Raw genomic sequence first — 14412 nt, 5'->3', positions numbered from 1 at the left:
ACAGGAAGGGGACGTAGTGGGCGCTGACGAGGAGTTCGTCTGGGACGAGTTCTGGGTCAACATCGGACCTGTGTGGCGACGCATTCTCGGCGGCTCCGACACCGAGGACCCGCCGCCCGCCGAGCCGATCCTGCGCCGACGCCGGCTCACCACCGACTACGAGTGGGTGGGGACGTTCGAGCCCGTCCGGTGGCTGACCTCCGTCACCGAGGCCCTGCTGTGGGACGAGAACGGCATGGACCTCGGACCGCTGGCCGGACGCTCATGGGACCTCCTCCAACTCGCCGGCCCCGCCTCCAACGTGGACTTGGGCCAGCTCAACGGGACGCCTGTCCGCCGTCTCATCCTGTCGAACATCGACGTCGTAGACCTGGCCGACCTTCGCGGCATCGCGGGCCTGGAGTCCCTCACGCTCGCCCACGGTGACTTCGGACCGCTGCCGCCGCTAGAGGGACTCACCGAACTCGTTCTGTACGCGGAGGGCGAGGCGGATCTCTCCACCGCCCGCAACCCCGGCCTCCGCGTAGTCCGACACGACGCCATCTACCTCCCGCCCTTCGGCCCCGACGATGTGGGCGCCTAGAGGACAGCGGCAGGCGCTTAGTCGATGGTGCGTTTGGTCATTCCTTCGGCGTCTGGGTCGATGCCCCAGGTGAAGATGGTGTGGGGGTGGATGCGGATTATGTCGCCGCTGAAGTGGGAGCCTTCCGCTACCTTCTCTACGGCGGTCTCGGCGCGGCCGCGGATCTCGATGCCTCGCACGCGCCACGGGTCGACGGAGGCCAGGTCGTCGACGACGAAGGCGACCTGGTCGTTGTGGCGCAGGTTGCGGTATTTGCGGGACGCGGCGAGGTTCCAGCCGCGGATGTCGATCGTGCCGGTCTCGGCGTTGTAGGCGAACCCGACCGGGTTGTTCTGCGGGTCGCCCTTGGGGCCGACGGTGGCCAGGCGGCCGAGCCGCTGGGTGGACAGGTACTCGCGTTCGTGGTCGGTGAGGCTCATACCGTCCAGGCTGCAACCTCAACCATGGTCGAGGTCAAGCGAGGCGAGGACGCTCCGGAGGCGGGGCGACATCTCGTCCGGGAGCGCGTCGAGGGGGCACCAGCGGGCCTCCAGGATCTCGGCCGCGTCGAGGTCGAGGCGCCCGCCGACGACCCGGGCCTCGTAGTAGGCCTCGACCCGGTGCCGGAAGCCGCTCGCGACGTGGAGCGGCGGCGCGGTGACCTCGACCTCCAGTGCCGTCTCCTCCCGGACCTCGCGGACGACCCCGTCTTCGAGCCGCTCGCCGGCGTTGACGTATCCGCCGGGCAGGCCCCAGGCGCGGTACGGGGGCCACAGCCGGTGGCGGAGCAGCAGGATCCGGCCCTGCTCGTCCCGGACGATCCCGCCCGCGTACACCAGGAACGTCCGGTGCCGGAACCGTGCGAGGCGCCACTGCGCGGGTCCGCTCAGCCGCCTCCACACCGGCGCGGCCACGGCCCCCAAGCGCGCCCGCGCGCCGAACCGGATCTTCATTTCCGCGATGCTAGTGAAGCCCATCCGCCATCGCGACGTCGGCGCACTCATACTGCGCGTGCATGCCTCCGGTGCTTCACCGTGCGGGCGTGCCTGGCGCGTCCGTGGGGAACTCCTCGATGCCGAGGACCCGCAGCAGTTCCAAACGTTCGCGGGTCTCGGCGTCGGCCGGGGTGAGCACCAGCAGCTGCTGCCCCTGGTCGGGAGTGACCAGGGTCTCGCAGTCCATCAGCATCCGGCCCACGCGCGGGTGCAGGATGGTCTTGCGGTCGGTGCGCCGGACCGTGACCTCGTGCTCGGCCCAGAGGCGGCGGAAGTCGGCGCTGGCGGCCTCCAACCTGTCGATGAGTCCGGCGACCGCGGGGTCGCCGGACCGGCGGCCGGCGGTCGCGCGCAGGTCGGCCACGATATGGCGGGCCTGATGCTCCTGCTCCTCGGGCGGGCAGACGGCCCGGAGGGCCGGATCGGTGAACCACCGGTACGCGACGTAGCGCCGGTCGCCGGAGAAGCGGGTGTGGTCGCCCATCAGCAGAACGGCCGCCCGGTTCTGGGCCAGGACCTCGCCCAGGTCCGACAGCACCAGGGCCGGGGTGTCGCCGAGCAGGTCGAGCATGCGCACCAGGCCGGCGCGGGCCAGGCGGGCCACCCCGTCGGCGGGCGGGGGACGGTGGCCGGCCAGGTGGAACAGGTGGTCGCGCTCGTCGTCGGACAGGCGCAGCGCCCGGGCCAGTGCTCCGAGCAACTGGACCGAGGGCCGGCTGCTGCGGCCCTGCTCCAGCCGCACGACATAGTCCACCGACATGCCGGCGAGCATCGCCACCTCTTCGCGGCGCAGGCCGGTTGTGCGGCGGCGCGGACCGTCGTCGAGGCCCACCTCGGCCGGGCGGATCGCCTCGCGGCGGCGGCGCAGGAAGTCGGCGAGCTGGTCGCGTTGCATGGCCCCATGGTCCCTCGCGGCCGCGCGCCCATCCAGGGAGCGGCTCTCCCACGATGAACGCTCCGCTTCTCTGCGTCCCGGCGCGGACGCAGGGTTGGAGACGACGACGAGAACGAGGAGAACGTGATGCAGAGTCGAACCTTGGGCCGTACCGGACCGGTCACCTCCGTGCTGGGGCTGGGGGCGATGGCCATGTCGGGCGCTTACGGGGTGGCCGACCGCGCCGAGAGCATCGCCACCGTGCACGCCGCGCTGGAGGGCGGCGTCACGCTGATCGACACCGCCGACTTCTACGGCATGGGCCACAACGAGCTGCTGCTGGCCGAGGCGCTGCGCGGCCGGGACCGGGACGGCTACGTGCTGAGCGTCAAGTTCGGCATGCTGCGGGGGCCGGGCTCCCAGTTCGGCGGGCAGGACGGCCGTCCGGAGGCGGTGAAGAACTTCCTGGCCTACTCGCTGACCCGGCTGGGCACCGACCACATCGACATCTACCGTCCCGCACGGCTGGACCCGGCGGTGCCGATCGAGGACACGGTGGGCGCGGTCAAGGAGATGATCGACGCCGGGTACGTGCGGCACCTGGGGCTGTCGGAGGTGGACGCGGCGACGATCCGCCGGGCGCACGCCGTGCACCCGGTCGCCGACCTGCAGATCGAGTACTCGCTGATCTCCCGCGCGGTGGAGGCGGACGTGCTGCCCGCGCTGCGGGAGCTCGGCATCGGCCTGACCGCCTACGGCGTCCTCGGCCGCGGCCTCATCTCCGGCCACTGGAACGCCGGCCGCACCCCCGCCCCCGGCGACAGCCGCGGCTTCAGCCCGCGATTCGCCGACGGGAACCTGGAGCACAACCTCGCCCTGGTGGAGTCGCTGCGACGGGTGGCCGAGGCCAAGGGGTGCACCGTCGCCCAGCTGGCCATCGCCTGGGTGGCCGCACAGGGCGCCGACATCGTGCCGCTGGTCGGCGCCCGCACGCGCGAGCGGCTGGCTGAGGCGCTGCCCGCGGCAGAGCTGGACCTCACCGCCGACGACCTCGCCGAGATCGGGAAGGCGGTGCCGCCGGGCGCGGCCCGCGGTGACCGGTACCCGTCCGCGTTCATGTCCGGCCTCGGCGTGGGCAACTGAGTCCGGCCCTCCGGTGGGACTCCGGCCCCGCGGGCGGCCTCCCGCGGGGCGGGGGAGGGGTGTGACCCTTGCCACATCGGGCCGGATCAGGGATCTTCGGCGCCCCGCCGGTTCGTCCCACAGAAAAGCCAAGTCCGCAGATCGGGGGCGATGTGACCACGACCGCCATGGAACGGACCGGGACGGACGCCGACGCGGCCTCCGCGACCCGGCGACGCGCGCACGTCCGCCTGCTCCGCAAGATCGGCGTCGCGGTCGCCGGCACCGCCCTGATCGTGGCGGGTGTCGCCATGCTCGTGCTGCCCGGCCCCGGCATCGTCGCGATCCTCGCCGGGCTCGGCCTCCTCGGCACCGAGTTCCCGACCGCGCGCCGCATCAGCACCCGCGTGAACGGCTACGCGCGCGCGGCGTGGCACGGGATCAGGGACGGCGCGTCCCGGCTCAGGCGAAGGGGCTGAGCCCGCGCCGTTTGGCGTGCAGGACGGCCGCCAAGGTGAAGGAGTCGGTGATCTCTCCCTGCTCCAGCATGAGGTCGAGCCGCTCGGGGGTGACGGGTTCGATGAGGTCGATGCCCTCCTCGCGCAGGGAGAGGTCGGGCTCGCCGACCGCCGCCCAGAACAGCCCAACCTTGCTCGCGGCGATGCCGGTGTCGGCGTAGACGTCGCCGAGGAACTCGATCGACGACGGCGATGCGCCGATCTCCTCCTCGACCTCCCGGCGCGCCGTGCGTTCGGGGGAGTCGCCTGGTTCGGGGAATCCGCGCGGTATCTCCCAATGCCACTGGCGCGTCGAATGCCGGAAATGGCGCAGCAGGACGATCCGGCCGTCGTGGACCGGGAGCACGGCCGCCCCGCCGTGCCCGCCCGAATGCAGGGCACGGAGGTAGCCGCCGACCCGTCCGTCCTTGAAAGCGACGGGATCGCGCAGCAGCGTGAGGTAGGGGTCGCTGTAGCAGACGCCGTACGGGCCGCCCTCGGAAGGGCATTCCTCCAGGATCACGCTCCACGCGCCGGGCGGGTTGACGAAAAGGGCGGGCCGGCTCTCCCGGAGCCGTTCGTAGTCATCGAAGGAAGCGGTCATTCGCCCTCGTTCGACAGGTCCGCGCCGTCATCGCCGGGCCTGCGCGCCACGGCCTGCCTGGACAGGAATTCGAGCAGTTTCCTCGCCTCCCGGTACGGGTCTTCCATCCGCAGGTCCATCAGTTGCGCCGTGGTCTCGATCCGGTGCCGCGACTTGTTCGCCAGGAACCTGCCCAGCCCGAGGCGGAGCGTAACCCGCGCCAGCCGGGTTCCGGCGAGGCCGGCGACCTCCCCGATGACGTCGTAGCCGATTCCCCCGTCCGGGAGGTAGAGGACGTTCACGGTCAGCGCGCCGATGTCGATGGCGATCTCGGTGAGGCCGCCGAAACGTCCTCCGGAACGGTCGTTGCGGACCTCCTCCGCCTTGTTGAGCATCGTGAGGTAGGTCCGGCTGATCTCGACGACGCCCGTGGCCGGATCGGCGAGCGCGTCGATGGAGGGAGTGTTGATGAGGCGGGCGAGCGCCGTCTTGTAGGCATGCCATTCCGGCTGGTTGCGGACCCGCCAGATGTCGGCCAGCGAGAGCCGGTCGAGCGTCGGGACCGCTTCCAGCAGCGCCTGGACGTCCTCGAACGCCAGGTTCCGCAGGAGCCGGATCAGCTCTTCGGCATCGGTCGACTCGGGGCCCGCGCCGTCGCGGCGGCGGCGGACCTGGGAGAGGCCTTCCTGCAGCGCGGTGCGCCGGAGCGAATTGCTCGGCGTCAGCGCGAAGACGTCGACCGCGTCGGCGAGATTGGTCGCGTACTTCAGGTCGATCAGCTGCTTCACGACGGGCATGTGCGGCAGGCCGGCGTCGTACTGGCGCCGTGCCACGTCCCCGCCCTCTCCGACGACGAACTTCTCGTAGAGCCGCTGGCGCACCACGGGCCGCCCGGCGGCCAACTCGTCGTAGGCCCACCGCCCGACTTCCCTGAGCCGGTCCAAGGCGGCCTGGGCCTCCTCTTCGCCGAGGCCGAAGTCGCGCTGGACGGCCGGCGCCCTGAAATGGACGAAGCTCGTCAGGAACTCGCCGTAGGCCCGGTTCATCTCCTCGGCGAGCGCGGTGTTCTCAGTGTCGTCCCACGACAGGCGAAGGCACGACATCATGGTGCTCTCCGCCATCCTGCGCCACGCGTCGATCCCCTCGGCCACCTGGAAATCCGGATCGGCCGCGGGAACCGGATGGTCCTCCAGCAGGAGCATCGGGATGATCACGCCGCTTCCCAGCATCTCGCGGAAGGCGTCGCGGTCGGGCCCCTTCTTCGCGTAATCCCGGTAGACCTGCGGAGCGTTGTAGAGGAACGCGCGGTTGACGAGCACTTTCTCGGCGTTCAGCAGCGCCCGCAGGTATTCGCGCCTGGACTTGCGCGCCTGCTCCTGCAACGCCCCATCGCTGACCCGGCCTTCCTGGAGCACGCGCGCCAGCAGATCGCGGTCGAACCACTGGTTGTCGAGCGACTGGGGGACCGCCGTGATCGTCTGCCGCAGATCCGCGGAGATCAAACGGGTGAAGCTGACGTCACCGGTATGCGTGACCGACATCCGTGCCCCCTCGCCGCCGAACCGCCCGACCATTGCGGCCTATCACCTTAAGGCGAACGCGCCTTGGGCGCTCCGGGACCCCTGCGGTGGCCGACCGCGGCCACGCCGTCACGCGTGTTTCCATTTGGACGCCGGCCCTCCGCAACGGGTTCCCGGTGCTGCGATTCCCGAACCCGCCCGGCCGTGGATCTCCCGATAAAGACCGTCTCAGAAAGGCGGAACCGACCGTCGGATCGCCGATCGGCTTCTGCGGTCGCTGCGGTGGCCTCCCCTGAGTGAAAGGAGAAAAGTGATCTTCCGCATGGGGGAGGAGCGGTCGGTCTGACGGTGCCTCGTTCGCGGTGGGAACGGTGGTCGCGCCTCCGCTCCTGACTGCGCCCCCGCGGGGAGGATGAGGTGGTTTCGGCGACTCTTCCCGGGTAGGGGCTGCGGGACGAGGCCCCCTGGGTGCTGCTGCGGTGATGAACGAGGGTGGCGCGGGGCGGTGATGCCCGTGGGGCTTGGGGGGTCTCTGGGGGCCGCGGGGTCGGCGGCGGAATTGTTGTTAGGTTTTGTGGTTGACTTCCGCGAAATTTCGGCTATTTCGGATTTCAACGGCGAATCCTGCCAAGCAAAGTTGATCAGTCTGGAGCTTCGGAGAATGGTCCCGCGGGTATAAGACGCGCGACACAATTCGATACGTCGCTCCGGAGTGTGCAGATGCGTCTGACCCGCCCCAGCCTGGTCGCCTTCGGTGCGGCGACCTTCGCCGCCGCCTCGCTGATGTGGCCCGGATCCGCCTCGGCGGCCGGCGCCAACTACGTCGCCCTCGGCGACTCCTACTCGTCCGGCACGGGGGCCGGGAACTACGACCCGAACAGCGGCAGCTGCCAGCGCAGCGCCAACGCCTACCCGAACCTGTGGGCGGCGTCGCACTCCACGTCGTCCTACAAGTTCGTCGCCTGCTCCGGCGCGACGACCACGAGCGTCGCCAGCGGCCAGCTCGGCGCGCTCGACTCCTCGACGACGCTCGTGAGCATCACCGCCGGCGGCAACGACGCCGGGTTCGCCGACGTCATGCAGACGTGCGTGCTGTACTCGACGACCACCTGCCAGAACAGGGTGACGCAGGCCGAGAACTACATGAAGACCACGCTGCCCGGCCAGCTGGACTCCCTGTACGGCAAGATCCGCGCGAAGTCCCCGTCGGCGCGGGTGGTGGTGCTCGGGTACCCGCGCCTGTACATCATCGTCGACTGGTGCGCGGGGATCGGCAACACCAAGCGCACCGCGCTCAACCACGCCGCCGACACCCTCGACGGCGTGCTCTCCGCGGCCGCCGGGCGCGCCGGGTTCACCTGGTCGGACGTCCGGGACGAGTTCGCCGGGCACGAGCTGTGCTCCGGCGACGACTGGCTCAACGCCGTCACGATCCCGATCGGCTCGTCCTACCACCCGACCGCGCTCGGCCACCGCTCCGGCTACCTGCCCGCGTTCACGGGCTCGGCCAGCCTGACCCTCCAGAAGCAGACCTGACCGGCGAGCACCGCGATCGCGCCGGCCATCAGCAGCGCGCTCACCCACACGGGCGAGCGGTAGCCGAGGCCGGCGCCGATCGCGGTGCCGCCCAGCCACGGGCCGAGCGTCCCGCCCACGTTGAACGCCGCCGTGGCGACCCCGCCCGCCAGCGTCGGGGCCGCGGAGCCCTGGTCGAGGACGCGTGAGATCAGCGCCGGGCCCGTCCCGAACGCCAGCATCCCCTGCACGAACACCAGCACGACCACCGCCGCCGGGTTCCCGGCCGTCAGCGCGAGGACGGCCCACCCGGCGGCCAGCGACGTCATGCCCGCCGCGATGAGCGCGGCCGGATGCGCGTCGGCGAGCCGCCCGCCGACGGCGACGCCCGCGAAGGACCCCGCGCCGAAGAGCGCCAGCAGCGCCGGCACCCATGCGGATCCGAGGCCGGTGACGTGCGTGGCGAGCGGCGCCAGGTAGGTGAACGTGCAGAACGTCGCGCCCTGGAACAGCGCGTTGACGGAGAGGGTGAGCAGGAGGCGGCCGTCGGCGAGGGCGCGCAGTTCGCTGCGGGCGCTTCCCACCGACGGGCGCTCCTCCGGGACGGCCCTGGCGATCGCGACGAGGGCGGGCAGCGAGACCAGCGCGACCGCCCAGAAGGCCGCCCGCCAGCCCCACGCCCCGCCGAGCACCGCGCCCGCCGGGACCCCGGCGACGCAGGCGACGGTCACACCGCCGACCACGACGGAGGTCGCGCGGGCGCGGGCGGCGGGGGGCACGAGCGCGGTCGCGGCGGCGAGCGCGACGGCCCAGAACCCGGCGTTCGCGAGGGCGGCGGCGACGCGGGTCGCCAGCAGCACCGCGTAGCTGGTGGTGAGGGCGCCGGCGACGTGGACGGCGACGAAGGCCGTCAGGAACGCCAGCAGCGCGCGGCGGCGCGGCCACCGGCGGGCGAGCAGCGTCATGGACGGCGCGCCGATCACCATGCCGATGGCGAAGGCGGAGGTGAGCAGGCCCGCGGCGGGGATGGACACGCCCAGGTCCGCGGCGATCCCCGGCACGAGGCCGGACAGCATGAATTCGGAGGTGCCCTGGGCGAACACGGCCAGCCCGAGGACGTAGACGGCGAAAGGCAAGGGGAGACTCCCGAGACGAGCGAACAGGTCGGCTGGTCGGGGGGCTGCGCCGGGACGGCCGTCCGGCATCGGGCGCGGACGGCGCGGCGGAGAAAGGAGATCCCTCAAATCAGAGGGCGAAGGCAGCCCGCCTCAGGCGGCCCGCACGCAGGGGAGCCGCCCGGGAGTCAGCGTCTGTCGGACTCGGGGCTGGACATGGTCATGAGGCTAGCAGGGGCCCCGACGCCGCCGTACAGAACATTCTTCTAGTGTGCCAGAATAATGTTCTATGAAGGAGGCCGGACGGGAGCGGATCCTGCGGGCGGCGCTGGAGCTGTTCGGGCGCGACGGGGTCGCTGGGACGACGCTGAGCGGGCTCAGGGCGGCGAGCGGGGTGAGCGTGGGCAGCTTCTACCACCACTTCGCGGGCAAGGAGCAGGTGGCGGAGGCGCTGTTCGTCGAGAGCATCGCGATGTACCAGGACGCCTTCCTCGCCGAGCTGAAGGCCCATGACGGCGCGCGGGAGGCGGTGGCCTCGGTCGTGGCCTTCCACGTGCGGTGGTGCAGGGAGCACCCTGGCCGGGCCCGGTTCATGTTCACGGAACGCCCCGCCGGGAGCGAGGCGCTGGCCGAGCGCAACGGCGCGTTCTTCCGCGAGGTGCGCAGCTGGTGGCGGGTGCAGGCGCGGCACGGCGCGCTGCTGGACGTGGACGCGGTGACCGCGTTCGTCCTCTGGCTCGGCCCCGCGCAGGAACTGTGCCGGCTCTGGCTGAACGGCCAGAGCCCCGAACCGGACGGCCGGCAGGTCGAGTCGCTGAGTGAGGCCGCATGGCGGTCGGTGGGAGGTCCCGATGGTGGTTGACGCCTGGATGCAGCACGGAACGGTGCGGTTCCTGCGGCACGAGATGCTCGACTCGCTCTGGAGGTGGACGGGCCAGAAGCCGCCGACGGAGGAGATCCCGGTCGGTGCGACGGTCGCCGCGATGGACGCCGGGGGAGTGGACGTCGGCCTGATCAGCGCCTGGTACGGGCCGGAGGGCGACCTCGTGAGCAACGACGAGGTCGCGTCGTTCGTCCGGCAGGCTCCCGGCCGGCTCGCCGGAATCGCCTCGGTCGACCTGCGCAAACCCATGGAGGCCGTGCGGGAGCTGAGGCGGTGCGTCCGGGACCTGGGCTTCAAGGGGCTGCGCGTGGTGCCGTGGCTGTGGGAGGTTCCGCCCACCGACCGGCGCTTCTACCCCCTGTTCGCCGAATGCGTGGAGCTGGGCGTCCCCTTCTGCACGCAGGTCGGTCACACGGGCCCCCTGCGTCCGAGCGAGACGGGCCGGCCGATCCCGTACGTCGACCAGGTGGCGCTCGACTTCCCCGAACTCGTCATCGTGGGCGGGCACATCGGCTACCCCTGGACGGAGGAGATGGTCGCGGTGTGCCGCAAGCACCCGAACGTCTACATCGACACGTCCGCCTACACGGTGCGCAGGTACCCGCCGGAACTCGTCCGCTACATGGCCCAGGACCGGCACCACAAGGTCATGTTCGGCACCAACTACCCGATGCTGACCGCCGAGCGGGCGCTCAAGGGCCTGGACGAGCTCGGCCTCGGCGACGTTGCCCGCGAGGCGTTCCTCGCGGGCAACGCCCGCAAGGTCTTCCGCCTTTAATGATCTACAACGTAAAGGTCACCGCCGGAGCGTCCGGCAGGCGAGGAGCCCGAGGGGGACCGGCGCCCAGAACGTGACCGCCCGGAACAGCAGGACGGCGTGCAGGGCCGGGCCGGCGGCGACGCCGAGGGCGGCGAGCGCGGCGACGAGGGCGGCCTCGGTGGAGCCGACGCCGCCCGGCGTCGGGATGGCCGAGCCCGCAGCGGCCCCCACCAGGTACGCGGCGAGGAGGGCCGGCGCGTCGGCCGGCCCGACGGCCGTGCCGGGGATGGCGAGGACGCTGAGGGCGAACGCGACGCCGAGCACGAACGTGGTCCCCGCGGACGCGCCGAGCGTGACCGCCAGGTCGCGCGGGCGGCGGCACAGGTCGGCGAGCCCCGCCGCGGCGCGGCGGGCCGCGGTGGAGCGGACCGCGCGGCGCCCCCACAGCGCGGCCGCCGGCAGCAGCACCCCGCCGGCGATGAGCAGCGGGACGGGCGGCACGAGGTCGGCGGCCCGGGAGGCGTGGTGGCCGAGGGCGTCCAGCATCCGGTCGTTGCCGCCGCCCGGGGCGAGGACGGCGCCGAGCCCGAGGACGGCGGCCATCAGCAGCAGGTCGGCGGGGACGCCGGCCACCTGCAGGACCGCCACGGCGACGGCCGCGCGGGGCAGCGTCAGGCCGCGGCAGACGAGGTAGCGGGTGTTGACGGCGGCGGCGCCGAGGCCGCCCGGCGTCACGCGGTTGGCGGCCGACGCGGTGAACTGCGTCATCGTCGTGCTGACCAGCGGCAGCGGGCGGCCCGCCGCGCCGCGCAGCGCGACCGCGGAGCAGACGTAGTGCAGCAGGGACAGCAGGACCAGGGCCGGCAGGAACCCCCAGCGCATGTGGCCGAGCGCCGCGAGGGCCGGCCGCAGCGGGCCGGCGGTCGCCAGCACGACCGCGGCGAGCAGGGCCGCAAGGAGCCCGGCGACCGCCCAGCGGGCCCGGTGGATCCGCTGGGTGATGGACAGCGTCAGGGCGTCGGCGCCAAGGTCGGGAAGCTTGGCGGACGCCGCGGGGTCGGCGCCGGCGGCGATCGTCTCCACACCTCAGTGTTCGGCTACTCGCCTGAAGCGTATGCGACCTCCCGGCCCCCTCGACAAGAACGTTGCGTGACCTGCGGGCCGCGGGCCCGCAGGTCACGCGGGTTCGTTCAGGCGGTCCAGCCCGGGTCGCGGCCGAGGTAGCGGAGGACGCCCCTATTCAGCAGCGCGCGTTTCCAGGGCCTGTTGTAGTCGCGGGTCTGGACCGGCAACGGCATCGGCCCCACACTGCCGATATGCCGCCGAAGACGCGCCTTCCCAGTAGGGGCAAGCACACCGTCTACGTCGAACACGGGGTCTGGTACGACGCTGGTACGAAGCACATCCACGTCACTATTCCCGGCGCTGACAGTGCACACTGGAGTTACGGGCGTACCTCCCCCCGGTGGAACGTGTACAAGGCGATCTTGCAGGACGCGGGTCGCTGGCCCGACGACGCCCCAGACTGACTGATCTTGCGGGGGGCGCGTGCGCCCGAGCGCTGGGGCGCCGGGCGTCGAGAGTCGACCTCGGTGCGCTGGGCGGAGGCTGAGTGCGGTGATCCGCTGGGCGGGGAGTGCGCCGGGCGGTCCGCGGGGCGGCTCAGGCGGCCGGCTGGTAGCGGTTCTGGCGGGTCTGGGCGCCGATGTAGCGCAGCATGCTGCGCAGGGCCCAGTGGTTGAGCCCGGTGGGCATCATGCGGTAGCCCTGCCGGTTGGCCAGGGCGAGCGCGGCGAACCGGGCCTGGTCGAGGGGGGACCAGGGGATGTCGAAGCGGTCCCGGACGACCTGCGGCAGGCAGCCGAAGGTGATCAGGCGGAGCGGGCGCTCGATCACGAGGCGTCCGGCGCGGTCGAGCCGGGCGCCGCCGACGGGCAGCAGCGTCACGGTGTCGGAGCCGTGCTTGGCGATCTCCAGGGCGCGGGCGGCGGCCGGGGTGAGTTCGAGGGTCCGCGTGCAGACGTGCCAGAACTTGGACTGGAAGGCGGCGTAGTCGGCGGGGACGGGCCGCATGCTGACGCCGTAGCGGGAGTACCAGGTGACGGTCTCGGCGTACATCTGCTCGTGGTCCTCGGCGGTGAGGGTGCCGGGGTGGAAGGTCTCGGCGGCCTTGAAGATCTCCCAGGTGAACGTGGCGTGCGCCCACCAGAACGTCTCGGGTTCGAGGGCGTGGTAGCGGCGGGCGCGCTCGTCGACGCCGCCGATGGCGCGGTGCAGGTCGCGGATGGTGCGGGCGCGGGCGGTCCCGTCCGGGGCGAGGATCGTCGCCCATATCTGCGGGACGGACCGGTGGATCCGGTCGAACGGCGCGTCGAAGAACGCGGAGTGCTCGGTGACGCCGGCGCCGATGCCGGGGTGCATGAGCTGCATCAGGCCGGCGGCGGCGCCGGGGAGCAGGGAGCGCAGGTCGGCGGCGTGGCGCCAGAGGAGCGTGCCGGGGCCGAGCGGGGCGCGGGCGGCCGTGCGGGCGGGCCTGCGGGCGGCGGCGGTGGCGACCGTCGGGGGCGAGGACGGGACGGGCATCGCACCTCCTGCCAGCAACTACTTACTTCCACCGTAGCCGCCGTGAGACAGAAGTCAATCTTTGTCGCACGACCGGTCGGCGGAACGCGCCTGGGGGCGCGCTCCGCCGGTCCACGACGTCGACCGCCGCGGGCCGTGCCGGCCCGCGGCCCGCGGTCAGGCGGTCGCCGGCTTGTAGACGGCGACGGCGCAGGCGCTGCCGAGGCCGATGTTGTGCTGGAGGGCGACGCGGGCGCCGTCCACCTGGCGGGCTCCGGCCTTGCCGCGCAGCTGCCAGGTCAGCTCGGCGCACTGGGCGAGGCCGGTGGCGCCGAGGGGGTGGCCCTTGGAGATGAGGCCGCCGGAGGGGTTGACGACCCACTTGCCGCCGTAGGTGGTGGCCTCGTCGTCGACGAGCTTGTGGCCCTCGCCGACCTCGGCCATGCCGAGCGCCTCGTAGGTGATGAGCTCGTTGGCGCTGAAGCAGTCGTGCAGCTCGATGACGTCGACGTCGTCGATGGACACCTGCGCCTCGTCCATCGCCTTCTCGGCGGCGCGCCGGGAGACGCCGAACCCGACGACCTGGATGGAGGAGTGGTCGGCGAAGCTCTCCTGGGTGTCGCTCGCGATGTGGTGGCCCGCGATCTCGACGGCCTGGTCCCACAGGTCGTGCTGGTCCAGGAACCGCTCGCTGACGACGAGCGCGGCGGCGGCGCCGTCGGAGGTGGGCGAGCACTGGAGCTTGGTCAGCGGGTCGAAGATCATCGTGGCGTTCTTGACGTCGTCGAGGGAGTACTCGGTCTGGAACTGCGCGTAGGGGTTGTTGACCGAGTGCTTGTGGTTCTTCCAGCCGATCCAGGCGTAGTGGTCGGGGGTGGAGCCGTACTTCTCCATGTGCTCGCGGCCGGCGTTGCCGAACATCTGCGGCATGGGCGCCTTGTCCAGCTCCCACTCGCGGCCCGCGGTCATGGACCGCAGGTGGTGGTCGATGATGGTGACCTTGGACTCGCCCATGCCGGCGCCGAGCGAGCCCTTCTTCATCTTCTCCATGCCGAGCGCGAGCGCGCAGTCGGCCAGACCGCCGCGGACGGCCTGGCGGGCGAGGAACAGCGCGCTGGACCCCGTCGCGCACGCGTTCATCACGGTCATGACCGGGATGCCGGTCATGCCGGTCTCGTAGAGGGCGCGCTGGCCCATCGATCCGTACATCGAGCCGGCGTAGGCCATCTCGACGGCGCCGTAGCCGACGCCCGCGTCCTCCAGGGCCTTGCCGACGGCCTCCTTGGCCATGTCGGGGTACTCCCAGTCGCGGGAGCCGGGCTTCTCGAACTTGGTCATGCCCACGCCGACGACGAAGGTGCGGTTGGCCATCGGGTCGCCTCCTGTAACCGAATCCTGTTCGGTCACACCATAACCCGCGGGCC

Annotated in this window: 15 protein-coding genes; 6 read left to right on the top strand and 9 right to left on the bottom strand. The window is 72.0% G+C overall.

The features are described from left to right. Positions 1-16: 16 nt before the first annotated feature. Positions 17-583 (top strand): hypothetical protein, encoded by a 567-nt coding sequence (locus ABWI07_RS21415; protein ID WP_353819603.1) that lies wholly within the window; start codon positions 17-19, stop codon positions 581-583. Between the two features lie 17 nt (positions 584-600). Here the strand turns inward: ABWI07_RS21415 and ABWI07_RS21410 are convergent, their stop codons facing one another. The 3 genes from ABWI07_RS21410 to ABWI07_RS21400 all read right to left on the bottom strand — a co-directional run bounded on the left by ABWI07_RS21410 (position 601) and on the right by ABWI07_RS21400 (position 2452). After that, the gene (locus ABWI07_RS21410; RefSeq protein WP_353819602.1) at positions 601-1002 is read right to left on the bottom strand and encodes a PPOX class F420-dependent oxidoreductase; all 402 of its coding nucleotides are present in this window, start codon (positions 1000-1002) and stop codon (positions 601-603) included. A gap of 18 nt (positions 1003-1020) precedes the next feature. Beyond that, positions 1021-1515, bottom strand: a complete 495-nt coding sequence (locus ABWI07_RS21405; protein ID WP_200842333.1) for an NUDIX domain-containing protein — start codon at positions 1513-1515, stop codon at positions 1021-1023. A gap of 76 nt (positions 1516-1591) precedes the next feature. Then, the gene (locus ABWI07_RS21400) at positions 1592-2452 is read right to left on the bottom strand and encodes a helix-turn-helix transcriptional regulator (RefSeq protein ID WP_353819601.1); all 861 of its coding nucleotides are present in this window, start codon (positions 2450-2452) and stop codon (positions 1592-1594) included. 126 nt (positions 2453-2578) lie between these two features. Between ABWI07_RS21400 and ABWI07_RS21395 the strand changes: the two genes are divergently transcribed. After that, on the top strand, positions 2579-3574 hold the full coding sequence (locus ABWI07_RS21395) for an aldo/keto reductase (protein ID WP_353819600.1): 996 nt from the start codon (positions 2579-2581) through the stop codon (positions 3572-3574). A 152-nt stretch (positions 3575-3726) separates the two neighbouring features. After that, on the top strand, positions 3727-4032 hold the full coding sequence (locus tag ABWI07_RS21390) for a PGPGW domain-containing protein (RefSeq protein ID WP_353819599.1): 306 nt from the start codon (positions 3727-3729) through the stop codon (positions 4030-4032). Here the strand turns inward: ABWI07_RS21390 and ABWI07_RS21385 are convergent. Both ABWI07_RS21385 and ABWI07_RS21380 read right to left on the bottom strand, forming a co-directional pair. After that, entirely contained in the window at positions 4016-4654 is a 639-nt protein-coding gene (locus ABWI07_RS21385) for an NUDIX hydrolase (protein ID WP_149263786.1), read from the bottom strand. The two genes, ABWI07_RS21390 and ABWI07_RS21385, sit on opposite strands and share 17 nt — an antisense overlap. Next, positions 4651-6174 carry a hypothetical protein gene (locus ABWI07_RS21380; protein WP_353819598.1) on the bottom strand — a complete coding sequence of 508 codons (1524 nt, stop codon included), beginning with the start codon at positions 6172-6174 and terminating at the stop codon, positions 4651-4653. The genes ABWI07_RS21385 and ABWI07_RS21380 overlap by 4 nt, the downstream gene beginning before the upstream one ends. A 699-nt stretch (positions 6175-6873) precedes the next feature. Here ABWI07_RS21380 and ABWI07_RS21375 point away from each other — a divergent pair. Further along, a complete protein-coding gene (locus tag ABWI07_RS21375; protein ID WP_149263788.1) occupies positions 6874-7689 on the top strand; it encodes an SGNH/GDSL hydrolase family protein in 816 nt (271 codons plus the stop codon). On the opposite strand, the gene ABWI07_RS21370 is transcribed toward ABWI07_RS21375, so the two are convergent. Next, a complete protein-coding gene (locus ABWI07_RS21370) occupies positions 7635-8804 on the bottom strand; it encodes a Cmx/CmrA family chloramphenicol efflux MFS transporter (protein ID WP_353819597.1) in 1170 nt (389 codons plus the stop codon). The genes ABWI07_RS21375 and ABWI07_RS21370 overlap by 55 nt on opposite strands. Before the next feature lie 268 nt (positions 8805-9072). Between ABWI07_RS21370 and ABWI07_RS21365 the strand changes: the two genes are divergently transcribed. Further along, complete coding sequence (locus ABWI07_RS21365) at positions 9073-9645, top strand: TetR/AcrR family transcriptional regulator (RefSeq protein WP_149263790.1); 573 nt, start codon at positions 9073-9075, stop codon at positions 9643-9645. Continuing rightward, positions 9635-10444, top strand: a complete 810-nt coding sequence (locus ABWI07_RS21360; RefSeq protein ID WP_149263791.1) for an amidohydrolase family protein — start codon at positions 9635-9637, stop codon at positions 10442-10444. Before ABWI07_RS21365 ends, ABWI07_RS21360 begins: the two co-directional genes overlap by 11 nt. A gap of 18 nt (positions 10445-10462) precedes the next feature. Here the strand turns inward: ABWI07_RS21360 and ABWI07_RS21355 are convergent, their stop codons facing one another. The 3 genes from ABWI07_RS21355 to ABWI07_RS21345 all read right to left on the bottom strand — a co-directional run bounded on the left by ABWI07_RS21355 (position 10463) and on the right by ABWI07_RS21345 (position 14359). Continuing rightward, positions 10463-11509, bottom strand: coding sequence for a lysylphosphatidylglycerol synthase transmembrane domain-containing protein (locus ABWI07_RS21355; RefSeq protein WP_353819596.1), 1047 nt, complete (start codon positions 11507-11509; stop codon positions 10463-10465). Positions 11510-12088: 579 nt separating this feature from the next. After that, positions 12089-13009 (bottom strand): oxygenase MpaB family protein, encoded by a 921-nt coding sequence (locus ABWI07_RS21350; RefSeq protein ID WP_353819595.1) that lies wholly within the window; start codon positions 13007-13009, stop codon positions 12089-12091. A 156-nt stretch (positions 13010-13165) separates the two neighbouring features. Beyond that, the gene (locus ABWI07_RS21345; protein WP_353819594.1) at positions 13166-14359 is read right to left on the bottom strand and encodes a thiolase C-terminal domain-containing protein; all 1194 of its coding nucleotides are present in this window, start codon (positions 14357-14359) and stop codon (positions 13166-13168) included. Positions 14360-14412: the final 53 nt, after the last annotated feature.

The sequence above is a fragment of the Actinomadura sp. NPDC000600 genome (assembly GCF_040492135.1).
In the GTDB taxonomy this organism is placed as follows: domain Bacteria; phylum Actinomycetota; class Actinomycetes; order Streptosporangiales; family Streptosporangiaceae; genus Spirillospora.
The sequence above is the reverse complement of the archived record's forward strand: the minus strand, read 5'-3'. Positions and strand labels throughout refer to the sequence as shown.

Bases quoted from the DNA above. Each gene is read 5' to 3' on its own strand.
- ABWI07_RS21410 (WP_353819602.1), bottom strand. From the start codon at position 1,002: ATGAGCCTCACCGACCACGAACGCGAGTACCTGTCCACCCAGCGGCTC.
- ABWI07_RS21405 (WP_200842333.1), bottom strand. From the start codon at position 1,515: ATGAAGATCCGGTTCGGCGCGCGGGCGCGCTTGGGGGCCGTGGCCGCG.
- ABWI07_RS21400 (WP_353819601.1), bottom strand. From the start codon at position 2,452: ATGCAACGCGACCAGCTCGCCGACTTCCTGCGCCGCCGCCGCGAGGCG.
- ABWI07_RS21395 (WP_353819600.1), top strand. From the start codon at position 2,579: ATGCAGAGTCGAACCTTGGGCCGTACCGGACCGGTCACCTCCGTGCTG.
- ABWI07_RS21385 (WP_149263786.1), bottom strand. From the start codon at position 4,654: ATGACCGCTTCCTTCGATGACTACGAACGGCTCCGGGAGAGCCGGCCC.
- ABWI07_RS21380 (WP_353819598.1), bottom strand. From the start codon at position 6,174: ATGTCGGTCACGCATACCGGTGACGTCAGCTTCACCCGTTTGATCTCC.
- ABWI07_RS21375 (WP_149263788.1), top strand. From the start codon at position 6,874: ATGCGTCTGACCCGCCCCAGCCTGGTCGCCTTCGGTGCGGCGACCTTC.
- ABWI07_RS21365 (WP_149263790.1), top strand. From the start codon at position 9,073: ATGAAGGAGGCCGGACGGGAGCGGATCCTGCGGGCGGCGCTGGAGCTG.
- ABWI07_RS21360 (WP_149263791.1), top strand. From the start codon at position 9,635: ATGGTGGTTGACGCCTGGATGCAGCACGGAACGGTGCGGTTCCTGCGG.
- ABWI07_RS21350 (WP_353819595.1), bottom strand. From the start codon at position 13,009: ATGCCCGTCCCGTCCTCGCCCCCGACGGTCGCCACCGCCGCCGCCCGC.
- ABWI07_RS21345 (WP_353819594.1), bottom strand. From the start codon at position 14,359: ATGGCCAACCGCACCTTCGTCGTCGGCGTGGGCATGACCAAGTTCGAG.